The organism is Rhizobium sp. R635 (assembly GCF_002211285.1).
Classification (GTDB): Bacteria; Pseudomonadota; Alphaproteobacteria; order Rhizobiales; family Rhizobiaceae; genus Rhizobium.
On sequence record NZ_LOKX01000014.1, the window covers coordinates 33,067 to 48,089 of the forward strand.

The window sequence follows — 15,023 nt, forward strand, 5'->3', positions numbered from 1 at the left end:
CCTGATGAAAGAGCAACGAGACAGGCCATAAGTGGTTCCAACGGCGGCGACCGTCGGATTACACGTGAACGGAGAGGAAATGGCCGATTCCGTCAGATTAATTTAGGCGCTGAACAGACGCCATATCACGCGAATCAGCTGTTTAATTTTACGTGCACTTCGTACAGAGTGGCGACCGTTATCACGAGGAAGAAACAGACGTGCATCAGGAAGTAGGGCTCATCGCAACGGTCGCCGTCAGTTTCGTTTTCGCGGCGATCCTCGGTTACGGCGCCGACCGGCTCCGGCTGCCGCCGCTCGTCGGTTATCTGATGGCCGGCATCCTGATGGGGCCGTTCACGCCTGGTTTCGTCGCCGATACCGCCCTTGCCAGCCAGCTTGCCGAAATGGGCGTCATCCTGCTGATGTTCGGCGTCGGCCTGCATTTTTCAGCCTCCGATCTGCTCGCCGTGCGCGGGATTGCCGTGCCCGGCGCGATCGGACGCATCATCCTCGCCACCCTGCTGGGCATCGGTCTCTGCAAACTCTGGGGCTGGAGCCTCGGCGCCGGCCTCGTGCTGGGCCTCAGCCTGTCGGTGGCGAGTACCGTCGTTCTCCTGAAGGCGCTGGAGGAGCGCAATCTCGTCAACGCGCCGAGCGGGCGCGTCGCCGTCGGCTGGCTGATCGTCGAGGATCTGGTGATGGTGCTGGCGCTGGTGATGCTGCCGGCGCTCGCCGAGCTCCTCGGTGGCCACGCGGTCGAAGCGACAAATCACGGTCTCGGCGAGCTGCCGCTGGCGCTGACGATCGCCCTGACGCTCATGAAGGTGACCGCCTTCGCCGCCATGGCGATCTTCCTCGGCCCCCGCATCGTGCCCTGGCTGCTGACGATGATCGCCCGCACCGGCTCGCGCGAACTCTTTACCCTGACGGTGCTGGCGATCGCACTCGGCATCGCCTTCGGCTCGGCGGCGATCTTCGGCGTCTCCTTCGCGCTCGGCGCGTTCTTCGCCGGCGTCGTCATGAGCGAATCCCAGCTCAGCCACAGGGCGGCCGCCGATTCACTGCCGCTGCAGAACGCCTTCTCCGTGCTGTTCTTCGTTTCCGTCGGCATGCTCTTCGACCCCTCGATCCTGGTGCGCCAACCGCTTGCCGTGATCGGCGCGCTGGCGCTCGTCATCCTCGGCAAAGCCATCATCACCTTCGCGATCGTCCTGCTGCTGCGCTATCCGATCGGCATGGGGCTGACGCTGGCCGGCGGCCTTGCCCAGATCGGCGAGTTTTCCTTCATTCTCGCCGGACTCGGCGTCTCGCTCGGGCTCCTGCCGCATGAGGGCCAGGATCTGATCCTTGCCGCCGCGATCCTGTCGATCACACTCAACCCGATCGTAATCTTCGCGACGGACGGCCTGAAGAAACATATCCATTCGAAATGGCCCGCCCTCTTCGAGAGCTACGGCAGGAAGAGGCAAAAGACGCTCGGCAGGGAACTGGAAAAGATTAGGGCACTCGGCGAGGAGCGCGAGCGCCAGCACCAGTTGAAGATGCAGCAGCTGATCGAAACCTTTCCGCTATTCTCCCAGGTCGGCGAGGACGCGCAGGAGGAGCTGCTGCTGCTCTTCAAGGCGAAATCAGCCCCTCCCGGCGAACGTGTCATTCGCCGCGGCGATCGTGGCGACAGCATGTATTTCATCTCCTCAGGCGCCGTGGAGGTGCGGCTCGCCAGCGGCGCGATCCGCCTGGAGCCCGGCGCCTTTTTCGGGGAGATGGCGCTGCTGAGCGGCGGACGGCGCACGGCCGACGTCATCGCCGTCGATTTCTGCCAGTTCGAGGTGCTCGATCGGCGCGACTTCAACATGTTCATGTCACACCATCCCAATCTGCGCGCCGTCGTCAGCGAAATGGCGCAGAAACGCACGGAAATGAACGTCCTGCGCCAGCAATGGGAAAAATCGATGGATCTGTCCTGAAACGCGATCTTCCGTGACGACCTCAGGAGAAGGCAGGCCAGTAAGCGTCGGAGCGAAAATCCAAAGGGATCGGATCGAGCCGCGACAGCGCCTCGGCGACGAAATCGATCTGCAGCGACAAATATCTGAGTGCTGTCGGCATCGGCGCGCCGGTCGCAAATTCCCGGACGCGGGATATATGATAGCCGCTTTCGTCGAGCCGCCGCGCCGCTTCCCGGCGCACGTCGTCCCGGCTCGGTCCGCAATCCGCCTCATGATACACATCCGCCCGCGCGGCCTGCCCACGGCCACCCTCGATCACTTTGAATATCATCTCGCGCCACCCTGCATGCCGACAAAAACAACCTGCCTCACAATGGCCGATTCGCAATCCCATGAAATCTTGGGAGGGGCGGAAAGCCCCGGATCACGATTTTTTTAAGCCGCGGTGGCGCGAAGGACACGGGGCAAGCATTTACAGCGCCGCGCACGGCACCTAAAGCTTTTTTGCATCGCAACAGGAAGGAAACGGAATGCTCCGCAGACTTTACGACTGGACCATGTCTCTGGCCGCGCGCAAATCGGCCGAAGTCTGGCTCGCCGTCATCGCCTTCGTCGAAAGCTCCGTCTTTCTCGTCCCCGCCGACGTACTTTTTCTGCCGATGGCACTCGCCAAGCCGGAACGCTCCTATCGCTACGCGCTGGTTGCAACGGCGGCCTCCGTTCTCGGCGGTATTGCCGGCTGGGCGCTCGGCTATTACGCCTATGAGACGGTGGCCCGGCCGGTTCTCGAATTCTACGGCAAGCTCGATGCTTTCGAGCAGATGAAGGCCTATGTCACCTACGAGACGATCCTGCTGCTGCTCGTCACGTCAGGTCTCGCACATCTGCCGCCGATCAAGATCGTGACCATCCTGTCCGGCGTCATCCACGTCAATCTGGGTCTTTTCATCGTTTCGGCGATCGTTGCGCGCGGTGCGCGTTTCCTGTTCCTCGCCTGGCTGCTGCGCCGCTACGGCGAGCCGATCCGGGATTTCATCGAGAAGCGCCTCGGCCAGATCGTCGGCATCGGCGCCGGCGCCGTGATCGTGCTATATGTCGGCTACCGCTCTTTCGCTCACTAAAGCGCGTCGCGATCTTTCAGATCTGCTCCTCGCGCTTTAGGTTTTTGTTGTTACGCATGTCATTCTCGCAAAACCGCTGCACAGTTTTGCGCGACATGCTCCAGGCCCACCTTGCGGAGCTCCGCCATGACTGCCACTTCCTCGCCGCTCGCCCGCCCCGGCTTCACCTATTCCCTATTGCTCGCCATCGGCATGGCGGCGGCAGTCGGCACGGCGCTCGGCTTCCAATATATCGGCGGCTACATTCCCTGCGCGCTCTGCCTCCTGCAGCGCCAGCCCTATTATTACGCCATCCCCATCGCCATAATCGCAGCGATCTCCTCGCTCGTCGGCCTGCCGAACTGGATCACCCGCGCGCTCATTCTCGCAGCCGGCATCCTGATGCTGGTGACGGCGGGCATGGGCGTCTATCACGCCGGCGTCGAATGGCATTTCTGGCCGGGACCCGCCACCTGCTCGACGACGGCAAACAGCATGACGAGCAATGCCGGCGATCTGCTCACCGAGCTCAATACGATCAAAGGCCCGTCCTGCACCGATGCGGCGCTGAGGGTACTCGGCCTGTCTTTTGCAGGCTGGAACGTAATCGCGGGAATTCTGCTCGCAGCCTTCGCCTTCGTCGGCGTCCGCAGATCCGCTTAAGCATGTCGCGCAAAACCGTCCGGCGGTTTTGCGCCAATGACACGCGTAAAGCAAAGACGTGAAGCGCGAGCGAATCTGAAAGATCGCGACGCGCTCTCGGCTGGTCGATCAGGGCTGCAGCTCGGTATCCCAGTAGAGATAGTCGAGCCAGCTGTCGTGGAGATAGTTCGGCGGGAACAGCCGGCCGTTATTGTGCAGATCCTGCACCGTCGGCTGGTAAGGCTTCTGCGCCGGGAACATGCCCGCCTGCTTCGGAAGCTTGCTGCCCTTGCGCAGGTTGCAGGGCGAGCAGGCCGCCACGACATTCTCCCAGGTCGTCTCGCCGCCATGGGCGCGCGGGATGACATGGTCGAAGGTCAGGTCGTCACGGGCGCCGCAATACTGGCATTCGAACCGGTCGCGCAGGAAGACGTTGAACCGGGTGAAAGCAGGATTGCGGGACGGCTGAACATAAGTCTTGAGGCATACGACGCTCGGAAGCCGCATCGAAAAGCTCGGCGAGGAAACCGAATGTTCATACTCTGCGATGATGTTCACGCGGTCGAGAAATACCGCCTTGATCGCGTCCTGCCAGGACCATAGCGACAAGGGGTAATAACTCAGCGGCCGGTAGTCAGCGTTCAGGACGAGCGCCGGCAGGGCCTGCGGGGAGACTGCAATCGTCAAGGGACTCTCCTGATCGATTCGGCATCTGCACCTGTATATTAGGCCGGTTGTTACAGGATTGTGAAGTCCAATAAATTCAGAGGATAAAGGCAATTTGAAGAGTGTGGCCGATCAGCCGATCGGCACCATGTCGCGGCGCATTTTCGCGGCGTAATAGGCCCAGAAAAGCCGCGCCGCGACCGAACGCCACGGCGACCAGGCTTCCGCAAGCAGAGCAAGCGCCTTTGCCTGCGGCCGCGCCGCAAGGCCGAAGGCCGTGCCAACGGCGTTCTGCAGCGCGACATCGCCGGCCGGGAAGACGTCGGCATGGCCGCCGCAGAACATCAGATAGACCTCGGCAGTCCACGGGCCCACCCCCTTCAGCGCGGTGAGTTCGCCAAGCGCCTCGCCGGGAGGCTTCAGGCAGAGACGAGAGAGATCGAGGCTGCCGGAGGCGGCGGCTTCGGCGATCCGCGACAAGGTTTCGGCCTTGGCGCGCGACAGGCCGAATTCCCGCCATGCCTCGGGGTGAAGCACCGCGTAGCCTTCCGCGGTCAGCAGGCCGTCCGCCGGCAACATGCGCCGCCAGATCGCCTCGGCGCTGGCGCGCGACACCATCTGCGAGACGATGATATGCGCAAGGCCGGCAAAACCGGGCTCACGCAGCCGTAGCGGCAACGGCCCCGCATCCGCCGCGATCGGCGCAAGGCGTGGATCGAGACGAAGCAGCGCTTCGAGCCCTTGCCTGACATCGTCCTCGTTGCGGATGATCTGCACGTTACCTCGCAGTGGTTCAGAAACCGGATTCGTGGCAGAAGAAAGCATGACCACGAGCGAGCGTCAAAAACCTGTCTTTCGTTTTGCGCCGAGCCCCAACGGAGCGCTGCATCTCGGCCATGCCCTCTCGGCCTTCTTGAACCGTGATATGGCCGAAGCCGAGGACGGCCGTCTTCTGCTGCGCATCGAAGATATCGACCTGACGCGCTGCACGCCGGCATTCGAGGCCGGCATCTTCAAGGACCTCGACTGGCTGGACATTGATTGGGAAAGCCCGGTGCGGCGCCAGTCGGAACATTTCCCGGAATATCAGGCGGCGCTGCATGCGCTGATCGAGCGCGGCCTGGTCTATCCTGCCTTTCTCACGCGCGGCGAGGTGAAGGCGCGGGTGGCCGCCTACGAGGCAGCGGGTGAATCCTGGCCGCGCGATCCAGACGGCACCCCGCATTATCCGGCGACCGATCGCGAGCGCCCGGAGGACGAACGGCAGGAAATGCTCGCCTCGGGCATGAAGCATGCCTGGCGGCTCGATATGCGCAAGGCGCTCGACCTGATCGGCGAACTCCTGTTCTGGACGGAAACCGGCGACGGCAGGTCAGGCGAGATCGCCGCCGAACCCGAGGTCTGGGGCGATGTCATCCTGTCGCGCTCGGACGCCCCTTCGAGCTACCATCTTTCCGTGGTCGTCGACGATGCTCTGCAGGGCGTCACCCATGTCGTGCGCGGGCTCGACCTCTTCCATGCGACCTCCGTGCACCGGCTGTTGCAGGTGCTGCTCGACCTGCCGCAGCCGATCTATCACCATCACCGCCTCATTCTGGATGCGGGTGGCCGCAAGCTTTCGAAAAGCGACGGCGCCAGCGGACTTGGCGAATTGCGTGCCCAGGGCATGTCAGGGATGGATGTTCGCCGCCTTGTCGGGCTTTGATTGCCTTTCCACCCGCTCTCTGCCGACGATCGAAAGCGTATGGGAGAACATCCGGAAAACGCGGAACTTGATCAGCGCCGCATTGATCTCCGCTCCGATGATGAAGATGACCCCGACCATATAGAGAAAGATCAGCACGATCATGACGGAGGCGAGACCGGCATAGGTCGCCGTATAATTGGCGAAGGTCGCGAGATAATAGGCAAAGATCAGCGCGCCGGCGAGCCAGAGAAGCAGCGTCAGCAGCACGCCGGGAATGACATCGAAGACGCGCCTTTTGCCCGCCGGCAGCCAGAGATGCACGACGAGCAGCCCGACGGTCAGCACCACCAGCGTGCCGTAGACGCGCCAGCTGAAGACGATGTCGAGCGTATCGGCAAACAGCGGAAACCAGCCGCGCGCATAATCGAGCGCCAGCGGCAGGGCGACGAGGAGAATACTGATCGCGGCAAAGATGATGACGGCGATCAGCACGTAGCCGAGGCTGGCGAGGCGGGTGAAATACCACGGCCGCGTCTCCTGCACCCGATAGGCGCGGTTGAGCGAAATGCGCAGCGCCTCGACGCCGTTCGAGGCGAAATAGGCGGCCGCCAGCACCGAGATCGTCAGCAGCCCGCCGCGCGGAATGGTCAGAACCTGCAGCACCTGGTCGGCGAGCGGTTTGGCGATCGCCTCGGGCCAGGTGTCGAAGATCAGATGGATGGCGGTCGAGGAAAATTGATCGGCGCCGAGGAAGCTTGCGAGCGCCGTGCCGAAGATCAGGAAAGGGAAAACCGCAAGCAGGCTCGAGAGCGCTACGTGGCTCGCCATGGCAAATCCGTCATCTTCGACCATGTGACAGATCGCATCATAGACCACGTCGTAAATCGTGCGCAGCACCTTCGGCATTCCGTCCCCGGCTTTCCAGATTGTATCCTGTGGCCGAATATGGGAAACGAGTCCCATTTTGTACAGGAATCATTCCATGGCGGGAGAGCGCACCATCGTCGTGACCGGATGCTCGTCCGGCATCGGCGCTTACTGCGCGCGGGCGCTGAAAGCCGATGGCTGGCGTGTCTTCGCGACGGTGCGCAAGACGGAAGATCTGGCCGGGCTGGAAGCGGACGGCATCGAAACCTTCCTGATGGATTATGCCAGGGCCGAGACGATCTCAGACCTGGTCGGCACGGTTCTGGAACGCAGCGGCGGTCGCATCGACGCGCTCTTCAACAATGGCGCTTATGGTCAGCCGGGCGCCGTCGAAGACCTCTCGACGGCGGCGCTGCGCGAACAGTTCGAGGCGAATTTCTTCGGCTGGCATGAATTGACGCGGCAGGTCATTCCGCCGATGCGAAAACGCAAAGAGGGGCGGATCGTGCAATGCTCCTCCATCCTCGGCGTGGTGCCCTACCGCTATCGCGGCGCCTACACCGCCTCCAAATTTGCGCTCGAAGGCCTCAGCGTCACCTTGCGCATGGAACTGCAGGGCAGCGGCATCCATGTGAGCCTGATCGAGCCGGGACCGATCGCCACGCGTTTCACCGCCAATGCGCTCGCCAAGATCAAGGAACATATCGATCTTGAGAATTCGCCGCACGCGGCCGATTATGTCAGGCAGCTGGCGAGGCTCGAAGGATCAGGACCGGTCAGCCGCCATAAGCTCGGCCCGGACGCGGTCTATTCGGTATTGAAGCACGCATTGAACTCGAAAAAACCGAGACCACATTATCCTGTAACGACTCCGGCTAAACAGGGCATGGTTCTGAAGCGGCTGCTCCCGGCAGATCTCTTCTACCGCCTGATGCGCTGGACGGACTGAGAAAGCCGAATGCCATGTCCACGGTTACCTATATCCTCGCGATCATCGTCATGGGCGTCGTCGCCCTCGTCCTGATCCGCGGCCTCTTCAACATGATGAAGGGCGGCGATGCCAACCTTTCCAACAAGCTGATGCAGCTTCGCGTCCTCTTACAGGCGATCGCCGTCATCCTGATCATGCTGACGCTCTGGCTGACCGGCGGCGGCCGTCCGAGCTGACCTGACGATAGAGGAGTAAATATGGGCGGTGCCGCATGGTGAAACTCAACAAGATCTACACGAAAACAGGCGATGACGGCACGACCGGCCTGGTTTCCGGCCCGCGCCGAAGAAAGGACGACCTGCGCGTCGAAGCCTACGGTACGATCGACGAGGCCAATTCCGCGATCGGCCTGGCGCGCCTGCACACATCAGGCCTGCCCGATCTCGACGCCATGCTGATGCTGATCCAGAACGACCTCTTCGATCTCGGCGCCGATCTCGCCGCCCCCGATACCGGCGAGCCGCCGGCCTATGAGCCGCTGCGGATCGTCGAGACGCAGGTCGAACGCATCGAGCGTGATATCGACCGGTTGAATGCCCGCCTGGAGCCGCTGAAATCCTTCATCCTGCCGGGCGGCAGCCCGGCCGCCGCGCATCTGCATCTGGCCCGGACGATCGCGCGCCGGGCCGAGCGCCTGATGGTGGCGCTTGCCCGCACGGACGGCGAAATCGTCGGCGCGGCCGCGATGAAATATGTCAACCGGCTCTCCGATTTCCTCTTCGTCGCGGCCCGCCACGCCAATGACCAAGGCCGTGCGGATGTGCTTTGGGTTCCGGGAAAAAACAGATAGGCTTGCCGCGATCACGATCGCCGGGGGGCCTTAATGTTCATACCACTCCATGATGCCAATACGCTGAAACACATCAAGGTCCAGTGGGTGACGCTCGCACTGATCGCCCTGAATGTCGCGATCTGGCTCTTCACCAGCCTGGAGAGCGAACAGGCGGCCCAGGCGACGACCGTCGGTCTCGGCTATATCCCGGCGATCGCCTTCGGGCATGCGGTGCTGGCGCAGGGCCTCGAAATCGTGCCGGAGCCGGCGACCTATCTCACCTATGCCTTCGTCCATACCGGTTTCTGGCATCTGGCTTCCAATATGATCTTCCTCTGGGTCTTCGGCGACAATGTCGAGGATGCGATGGGGCATCTGCGCTTTCTGCTCTTTTACGTCGCCTGCGCCGCCGCCGGCGCGCTCTGCCACGGGCTGCTCGGCATGACGTCGGAAGCGCCGCTGGTCGGCGCATCGGGGGCGATATCCGGCGTCGTGGCCGCCTATGTCATGCTGCATCCGCGCGTCAGGGTCTGGGTGCTGGTGTTCTTCCGCGTGCCCCTGCCGCTGCCGGCCTTCGTCCCGCTGCTTTTGTGGATCGGCCAGCAGTTCCTGATGCTTGTGATCGCTTCCGGTGGCGACGTTTCCTGGGGCGCCCATGTCGGCGGCATCCTTGCCGGCGCCCTTCTGATCTTCGTCCTGCGCCGGCCGGGCGTGCCGCTCTTCGATCGGGAAATCGTGACACCCCGCGCCGTCAGAAACGAACCTGCCACCGGTCAGACCATCGCTGCCGGCACAGGCGGACGGACGGCACAGCGCTTTCCCTGGGGTCGACGCTGACTCCTATATTGACGTGGACGTAAACGTCCATATATTGCCGGCAAATTGCCTGTCGGCGTCATGGAAGCGTTGTATTTGGAGGAAAAACGCGTATCCATGTCGCCATTCGACAATCGGAGCGGCGCCCGAGCGCGCATTTTCCTCACAGCCTCGCTGAAGCCAGTTCTCTCTTGAAGGAAGGACCCCATGAAGATTCTCGTCCCAGTCAAACGGGTTGTCGACTACAACGTGAAGATCCGGGTGAAGCCGGATGGCACGGGTGTCGAGCTTGCCAATGTGAAGATGTCGATGAACCCGTTCGACGAGATCTCGGTGGAAGAAGCTCTGAGATTGAAGGAAGCCGGCAAGGCCGAGGAAGTGGTGGTCGTGTCGATCGGTCCTGCCAAGGCCGAGGAGACGCTGCGGACCGCACTTGCCATGGGCGCCGACCGGGCGATCCTGGTCGAGACCGACGATGCCGTCGAGCCGCTCACTGTGGCCAAGATCCTGAAGGCGGTCGCCGATGCCGAACAGCCGGGTTTGATCATCACAGGCAAGCAGGCGATCGACGACGACAGCAACCAGACCGGCCAGATGCTGGCAGCATTGCTCGGCACCGCCCAGGCGACCTTCGCCTCGAAGATCGAGATTGGTGACGGCAAGGCGACGGTGACACGCGAAGTCGACGGCGGCCTGCAGACGATCGAGATCAAGCTGCCGGCGGTGGTCACCACCGATCTGCGTCTGAACGAACCGCGTTATGCCTCGCTGCCGAACATCATGAAGGCGAAGAAGAAGCCGCTCGACAAGAAGAGCCCGGCCGATTTCGGCGTCGATACGACACCGCGGCTGAAGGTGCTGAAGACCGAGGAGCCGTCTGGCCGCAAGGCCGGCGTCAAGGTCAAGTCGGTCGCCGAACTCGTCGACAAGCTCAAGAACGAAGCCGGCGTGCTCTAAGGTTCGAAAGGAATATCACCATGACCATTCTTCTTCTGGCCGATCATGACAATGCCAGCCTTTCCGACCAGACCGCCAAGGCGCTGACGGCTGCAAGCCAGATCGGCGGCGATATCCACATTCTCGTTGCCGGCAAGGGCGCCAAGGCTGCGGCCGATGCGGCGTCAAAACTCTCCGGCGTCTCGAAGGTGCTGCTCGCCGAAAGCGACGAACTTGCCAACAATCTGGCCGAACCGCTTTCCGACCTGATCGTTTCGCTGGCCGGTTCCTACGACACGATTCTCTCGGCCGCGACTTCGGTCGGCAAGACGGTGCTGCCGCGAGTGGCCGCTCTTCTCGACGTCGCCCAGGTCTCGGAGATCATCGAGGTCGTTTCATCCGATACCTTCAAGCGTCCGATCTATGCCGGCAATGCCATCCAGACGGTACAGGCAAGCGATACCAAGAAGGTCATCACCGTGCGCACCGCTTCCTTCGCCTCCGCTGGTGAAGGCGGATCTGCCTCCGTCGAAGCAATCCCGGCTGTCTCCGATCCCGGCCTGTCGCGTTTCGTCTCCGATGCGCTGTCGGCCTCGGAACGTCCGGAACTGACCTCGGCGAAGATCATCATCTCGGGCGGCCGGGCGCTCGGTTCTGCCGAGAAGTTCAAGGAAGTCATCCTGCCGGTTGCCGACAAGCTCGGCGCCGCGGTCGGTGCAAGCCGTGCCGCCGTCGATGCCGGCTATGCGCCGAACGACTGGCAGGTCGGCCAGACCGGCAAGGTGGTCGCGCCCGATCTCTATATCGCCGCCGGCATTTCCGGGGCGATCCAGCATCTGGCCGGCATGAAGGACAGTAAGGTGATCGTCGCCATCAACAAGGACGAGGAGGCGCCGATCTTCCAGGTCGCCGACTACGGCCTCGTCGCCGATCTCTTCGACGCACTGCCGGAATTGCAAAAGGCGCTCTGAGCGGGCTCCATGCTTTTCTTTCGCACTTGCGAATGACTGGAAAATTGTCTTTTATCTGCTGCCGGGCGATCTTTCGTCCGGCAGTAATGCTAAAATAATGCGGCAACGCGGGGGCGGCTGCCGAGCGGGGGTTTGGAGATGAGTGCGGTGTTGAAGAATATCGGGATTATCGGTGCCGGCCAGATGGGCTGCGGCATCGCGCATGTTTCGGCCGCCGCAGGTTACAGGGTTCACATCTACGATCTCTCGCAGGACCGCATCGAATCCGGCCTCGCCACCATCAACGGCAATCTCGCCCGCCTGGTGACGAACGGCAAGATGACCGACGAGGAACGCAAATCGACCTTGTCGCGCATATCAGGCTCCGCCGACGTCAACGATCTCGCCCCCTCCGATCTCGTCATCGAAGCCGCCACCGAGGACGAAAGCGTCAAGCGCAAGATTTATACCCAGGTCTGCCCCGTGCTGAAGCCGGAGGCGCTGCTTGCCACCAACACCTCTTCCCTTTCCATCACCCGGCTTGCCGCGGCCACCGACCGCCCCGAACGTTTCATGGGCATACACTTCATGAACCCGGTTCCGGTGATGAAGCTGGTCGAACTCGTGCGCGGCATCGCGACCGATGAGAAGACTTTCTCCGCCGCCAAGGAATTCGTCGGCACGCTGGAAAAGACCATCACTGTCGCCGAGGATTTCCCCGCCTTCATCGTCAACCGTATCCTGCTGCCGATGATCAACGAAGCGATCTACACGCTTTACGAAGGCGTCGGCACGGTCGATGCCATCGACACGGCGATGAAGCTCGGTGCCAACCACCCGATGGGACCGCTTCAGCTTGCCGATTTCATCGGTCTCGACACCTGTCTCTCGATCATGCAGGTGCTGCATGACGGTCTGGCGGACTCGAAATATCGCCCCTGCCCGCTGCTGGTGAAATATGTCGAAGCCGGCTGGCTCGGACGCAAGTCCGGCCGCGGCTTCTATGACTATCGCGGCGAAGTGCCGGTTCCGACGCGCTAACGCACGTCATCGCCTAAAAAGGCGAATGGAACAAACGCCGGCGAAATGCTTTCCTTGCCGTGAACGGGAGGAAACGCCATGTCGACCGAAACACCCATGTTCCTGCTGCAATGCTGCGTCCTGATTGGAATCGCGGGCGTCTTCCTCATAAGGGGAGATGGGGACTCCTGAGCGATATCCTTACGATCCGATCGCACCCTTGATCAGCGCCTTGGCATCTTCGCTGTCCCAGGCGGCGGGGCCGTTCATGGCGGAGATCAGGCATCCCTTGTCGTCGAGCAACAGCGTTACCGGCAGACCGAAGGCGAGGCCTTCCTTCTTCAGGCTGTTGAAGACGCCGATCGTGTTGTCGCGGTAGAGCTGCAGCGCGTCGACGCCGGTCTCGGCGAGGAAAGTCTTCGGCTTTTCGTCGTCGCCGCTGTCGATATTGACGGTTACGACCTGAAACTTTTCACCGCCCATCTCCTTTTCCAGCGCGTTCAGCGCCGGCATTTCCTCGCGGCAGGGAACGCACCATGTCGCCCAGAGATTGAGAAGCACGGTCTTGCCGGCGAAATGATCGAGCGCCATCGGCTTACCATCAGCTCCGTTGAAGGAAACCGCGGTCAGCTTGCGCGGCTCATTGGCGGCAACCATGGCGGCAACCTGCCCCTTCATCAGCGGCGTCAGATTGGCGGCGCGCTCCTTGGCCAGCGAGCATTCGGCCGAAGCCGTATTGCCGGCACCATTGCCAATCCCCGTCTCCTTCACGTATACCGCTGCCGCACCGGCAACGACGCCTGCGACGGCGGCGATTGCGATCAGTTTTACGGACGGCAGGCCGAAAGGTTTTTTCGTCGTCATTTCATTCTCCAGGACGGGCATCTTCCATGGCCGAGAGCAACACGGACACCAAATCCTCCAACCAGATGTGGGGTGGGCGCTTCGCCTCCGGCCCGGACGCGATCATGGAGGAGATAAATGCCTCGATCGGTTTCGACAAGAAGCTATTCGCGCAGGATATCCGCGGTTCGATCGCCCATGCGACGATGCTTGCCCATCAGGGCATCATTTCTTCAGACGATAAGGACAAGATCGTTCACGGGCTAAACACGATCCTGTCAGAAATCGAAAGCGGCAATTTCGAATTCTCCCGCCAGCTCGAAGACATCCACATGAATGTCGAAGCGCGCCTGGCGACGCTGATCGGCCCGGCAGCCGGACGGCTGCACACCGCCCGCTCGCGCAACGATCAGGTGGCGCTCGATTTCCGCCTCTGGGTGAAGGAAGAACTGCAGAAGACCGAACAGATGCTGACCGGCCTGATCGCGGCCTTCCTCGACCGCGCCGAGGAACATGCCGAAAGCGTCATGCCGGGCTTCACCCATCTGCAGACCGCCCAGCCCGTCACCTTCGGCCATCACTGCATGGCCTATGTCGAAATGTTCGGCCGCGACCGCTCGCGCGTGCGCCATGCCATCGAGCACCTGGACGAAAGCCCGATCGGTGCTGCCGCCCTTGCCGGCACCGGCTATCCGATCGACCGCCACATGACGGCCAAGGCTCTCGGCTTCCGTGAGCCGACCCGCAATTCCATCGACACGGTCTCCGACCGCGACTTCGCCATCGAATTTCTGTCGATCGCCGCGATTACGGGCATGCATCTGTCGCGCCTGGCCGAGGAGATCGTCATCTGGTCGACCCCCCAATTCGGCTTCGTGCGTCTCTCCGACGCCTTCTCCACAGGCTCCTCGATCATGCCGCAGAAGAAGAACCCTGATGCGGCCGAGCTGGTGCGCGCCAAGACCGGCCGCATCAACGGCTCGCTGGTGGCACTGCTGACGATCATGAAGGGCCTGCCGCTCGCCTATTCCAAGGACATGCAGGAAGACAAGGAACAGGTCTTCGACGCCGCAGAGAGCCTGGAACTCGCGATCGCCGCCATGACCGGCATGGTGCGCGACTTGACCGTCAACACCGCGCGCATGAAGGCTGCGGCCGGCTCCGGCTATTCGACGGCGACCGACCTTGCCGACTGGCTGGTGCGCGAAGCGGGCCTGCCCTTCCGCGATGCCCATCACGTGACCGGCCGCGCCGTGGCGCTTGCCGAAAGCAAGGGCTGCGATCTTGCCGAGCTGCCGCTCTCCGATCTGCAGGCGATCCATTCCGCGATCACCGACAAGGTTTACGACGTGCTGACGGTGGAGGCCTCCGTCGCCAGCCGCAAGAGCTTCGGCGGCACCGCCCCCTCCGAAGTGCGCAAGCAGATCGCCTTCTGGCGCGCCCGTAACTGACAAATTGCGGGCGGGTGAGCCCGCCTCACCCTTCCCGCCGACGCGGGAGGACCGCCCAACAATCAGGGTGCACAAGGCGGATAAACTTCGCTATGAAGATGCCCATCGTTCGAAATGAAGTCAGTCATACGCCGCACAAGAGGATATCCATGCAGAAGAGCTTGCCGCACCTCATCCGCCTAACGGCGGTGCTCGCCGTCATCGGCCTTGCCGTTGCCGGATGCGGGCGCAAGGGCGATCTCGATCCGCCGAGTGCTGCGGCAACGAAGGAAGGCGACGTTTCCAAACCGACGAAACAGCCCGGAACCGTCGACAAGCCCTTCCTTCTCGATCCCCTTCTTTAAGGCATGA

18 protein-coding genes are annotated in these 15,023 nt (G+C 62.2%); 13 read left to right on the forward strand and 5 right to left on the reverse strand.

What is annotated here, in order from left to right:
• Positions 1-200 precede the first annotated feature (200 nt).
• Complete coding sequence (locus ATY78_RS13585) at positions 201-1,949, forward strand: cation:proton antiporter (RefSeq protein ID WP_088682862.1); 1,749 nt, start codon at positions 201-203, stop codon at positions 1,947-1,949.
• Positions 1,950-1,971: 22 nt separating this feature from the next.
• On the opposite strand, the gene ATY78_RS13590 is transcribed toward ATY78_RS13585, so the two are convergent.
• Positions 1,972-2,262, reverse strand: a complete 291-nt coding sequence (locus tag ATY78_RS13590) for a hypothetical protein (protein WP_088682863.1) — start codon at positions 2,260-2,262, stop codon at positions 1,972-1,974.
• Positions 2,263-2,461: 199 nt separating this feature from the next.
• Here ATY78_RS13590 and ATY78_RS13595 point away from each other — a divergent pair, with 199 nt between their 5' ends.
• Positions 2,462-3,052 carry a YqaA family protein gene (locus tag ATY78_RS13595; RefSeq protein WP_088682864.1) on the forward strand — a complete coding sequence of 197 codons (591 nt, stop codon included), beginning with the start codon at positions 2,462-2,464 and terminating at the stop codon, positions 3,050-3,052.
• 126 nt (positions 3,053-3,178) lie between these two features.
• Positions 3,179-3,694 carry a disulfide bond formation protein B gene (locus tag ATY78_RS13600; RefSeq protein ID WP_088682865.1) on the forward strand — a complete coding sequence of 172 codons (516 nt, stop codon included), beginning with the start codon at positions 3,179-3,181 and terminating at the stop codon, positions 3,692-3,694.
• Positions 3,695-3,802: 108 nt separating this feature from the next.
• Here the strand turns inward: ATY78_RS13600 and ATY78_RS13605 are convergent, their stop codons facing one another.
• Both ATY78_RS13605 and ATY78_RS13610 read right to left on the reverse strand, forming a co-directional pair.
• Positions 3,803-4,360 (reverse strand): HNH endonuclease, encoded by a 558-nt coding sequence (locus ATY78_RS13605; protein WP_088682866.1) that lies wholly within the window; start codon positions 4,358-4,360, stop codon positions 3,803-3,805.
• Positions 4,361-4,471: 111 nt separating this feature from the next.
• Entirely contained in the window at positions 4,472-5,164 is a 693-nt protein-coding gene (locus ATY78_RS13610) for a DNA-3-methyladenine glycosylase (protein WP_088682867.1), read from the reverse strand.
• On the opposite strand from ATY78_RS13610, the gene gluQRS reads away from it, so the two are divergent.
• A complete protein-coding gene (gene gluQRS, locus ATY78_RS13615; protein WP_088682868.1) occupies positions 5,163-6,044 on the forward strand; it encodes a tRNA glutamyl-Q(34) synthetase GluQRS in 882 nt (293 codons plus the stop codon). The genes ATY78_RS13610 and gluQRS overlap by 2 nt on opposite strands.
• Here gluQRS and ATY78_RS13620 read toward each other — a convergent pair.
• On the reverse strand, positions 6,009-6,932 hold the full coding sequence (locus ATY78_RS13620) for a YihY/virulence factor BrkB family protein (RefSeq protein ID WP_088682869.1): 924 nt from the start codon (positions 6,930-6,932) through the stop codon (positions 6,009-6,011). The genes gluQRS and ATY78_RS13620 overlap by 36 nt on opposite strands.
• A gap of 76 nt (positions 6,933-7,008) precedes the next feature.
• Here ATY78_RS13620 and ATY78_RS13625 point away from each other — a divergent pair, with 76 nt between their 5' ends.
• The 7 genes from ATY78_RS13625 to ATY78_RS13655 all read left to right on the forward strand — a co-directional run bounded on the left by ATY78_RS13625 (position 7,009) and on the right by ATY78_RS13655 (position 12,399).
• Entirely contained in the window at positions 7,009-7,842 is an 834-nt protein-coding gene (locus tag ATY78_RS13625; RefSeq protein WP_088682870.1) for an SDR family oxidoreductase, read from the forward strand.
• A gap of 14 nt (positions 7,843-7,856) precedes the next feature.
• Complete coding sequence (locus ATY78_RS13630; protein ID WP_088682871.1) at positions 7,857-8,060, forward strand: twin transmembrane helix small protein; 204 nt, start codon at positions 7,857-7,859, stop codon at positions 8,058-8,060.
• Positions 8,061-8,095: 35 nt separating this feature from the next.
• Positions 8,096-8,674, forward strand: a complete 579-nt coding sequence (locus tag ATY78_RS13635) for a cob(I)yrinic acid a,c-diamide adenosyltransferase (protein WP_088682872.1) — start codon at positions 8,096-8,098, stop codon at positions 8,672-8,674.
• Between the two features lie 33 nt (positions 8,675-8,707).
• Positions 8,708-9,493, forward strand: coding sequence for a rhomboid family intramembrane serine protease (locus tag ATY78_RS13640; RefSeq protein WP_088682873.1), 786 nt, complete (start codon positions 8,708-8,710; stop codon positions 9,491-9,493).
• A gap of 186 nt (positions 9,494-9,679) precedes the next feature.
• Positions 9,680-10,429: an electron transfer flavoprotein subunit beta/FixA family protein gene (locus ATY78_RS13645; protein ID WP_088682874.1), complete on the forward strand. Its 750-nt coding sequence runs from the start codon at positions 9,680-9,682 to the stop codon at positions 10,427-10,429.
• 20 nt (positions 10,430-10,449) lie between these two features.
• Entirely contained in the window at positions 10,450-11,379 is a 930-nt protein-coding gene (locus ATY78_RS13650; protein WP_088682875.1) for an electron transfer flavoprotein subunit alpha/FixB family protein, read from the forward strand.
• Positions 11,380-11,517: 138 nt separating this feature from the next.
• A complete protein-coding gene (locus ATY78_RS13655; RefSeq protein ID WP_088682923.1) occupies positions 11,518-12,399 on the forward strand; it encodes a 3-hydroxybutyryl-CoA dehydrogenase in 882 nt (293 codons plus the stop codon).
• 180 nt (positions 12,400-12,579) lie between these two features.
• Here ATY78_RS13655 and ATY78_RS13660 read toward each other — a convergent pair whose 3' ends face one another.
• A complete protein-coding gene (locus ATY78_RS13660) occupies positions 12,580-13,242 on the reverse strand; it encodes a TlpA disulfide reductase family protein (RefSeq protein ID WP_088682924.1) in 663 nt (220 codons plus the stop codon).
• Between the two features lie 26 nt (positions 13,243-13,268).
• On the opposite strand from ATY78_RS13660, the gene argH reads away from it, so the two are divergent.
• Complete coding sequence (gene argH / locus ATY78_RS13665) at positions 13,269-14,672, forward strand: argininosuccinate lyase (protein WP_088682876.1); 1,404 nt, start codon at positions 13,269-13,271, stop codon at positions 14,670-14,672.
• Positions 14,673-14,821: 149 nt separating this feature from the next.
• Positions 14,822-15,016: a lipoprotein gene (locus ATY78_RS13670; RefSeq protein ID WP_003582619.1), complete on the forward strand. Its 195-nt coding sequence runs from the start codon at positions 14,822-14,824 to the stop codon at positions 15,014-15,016.
• The last annotated feature ends 7 nt before the right edge of the window (positions 15,017-15,023 follow it).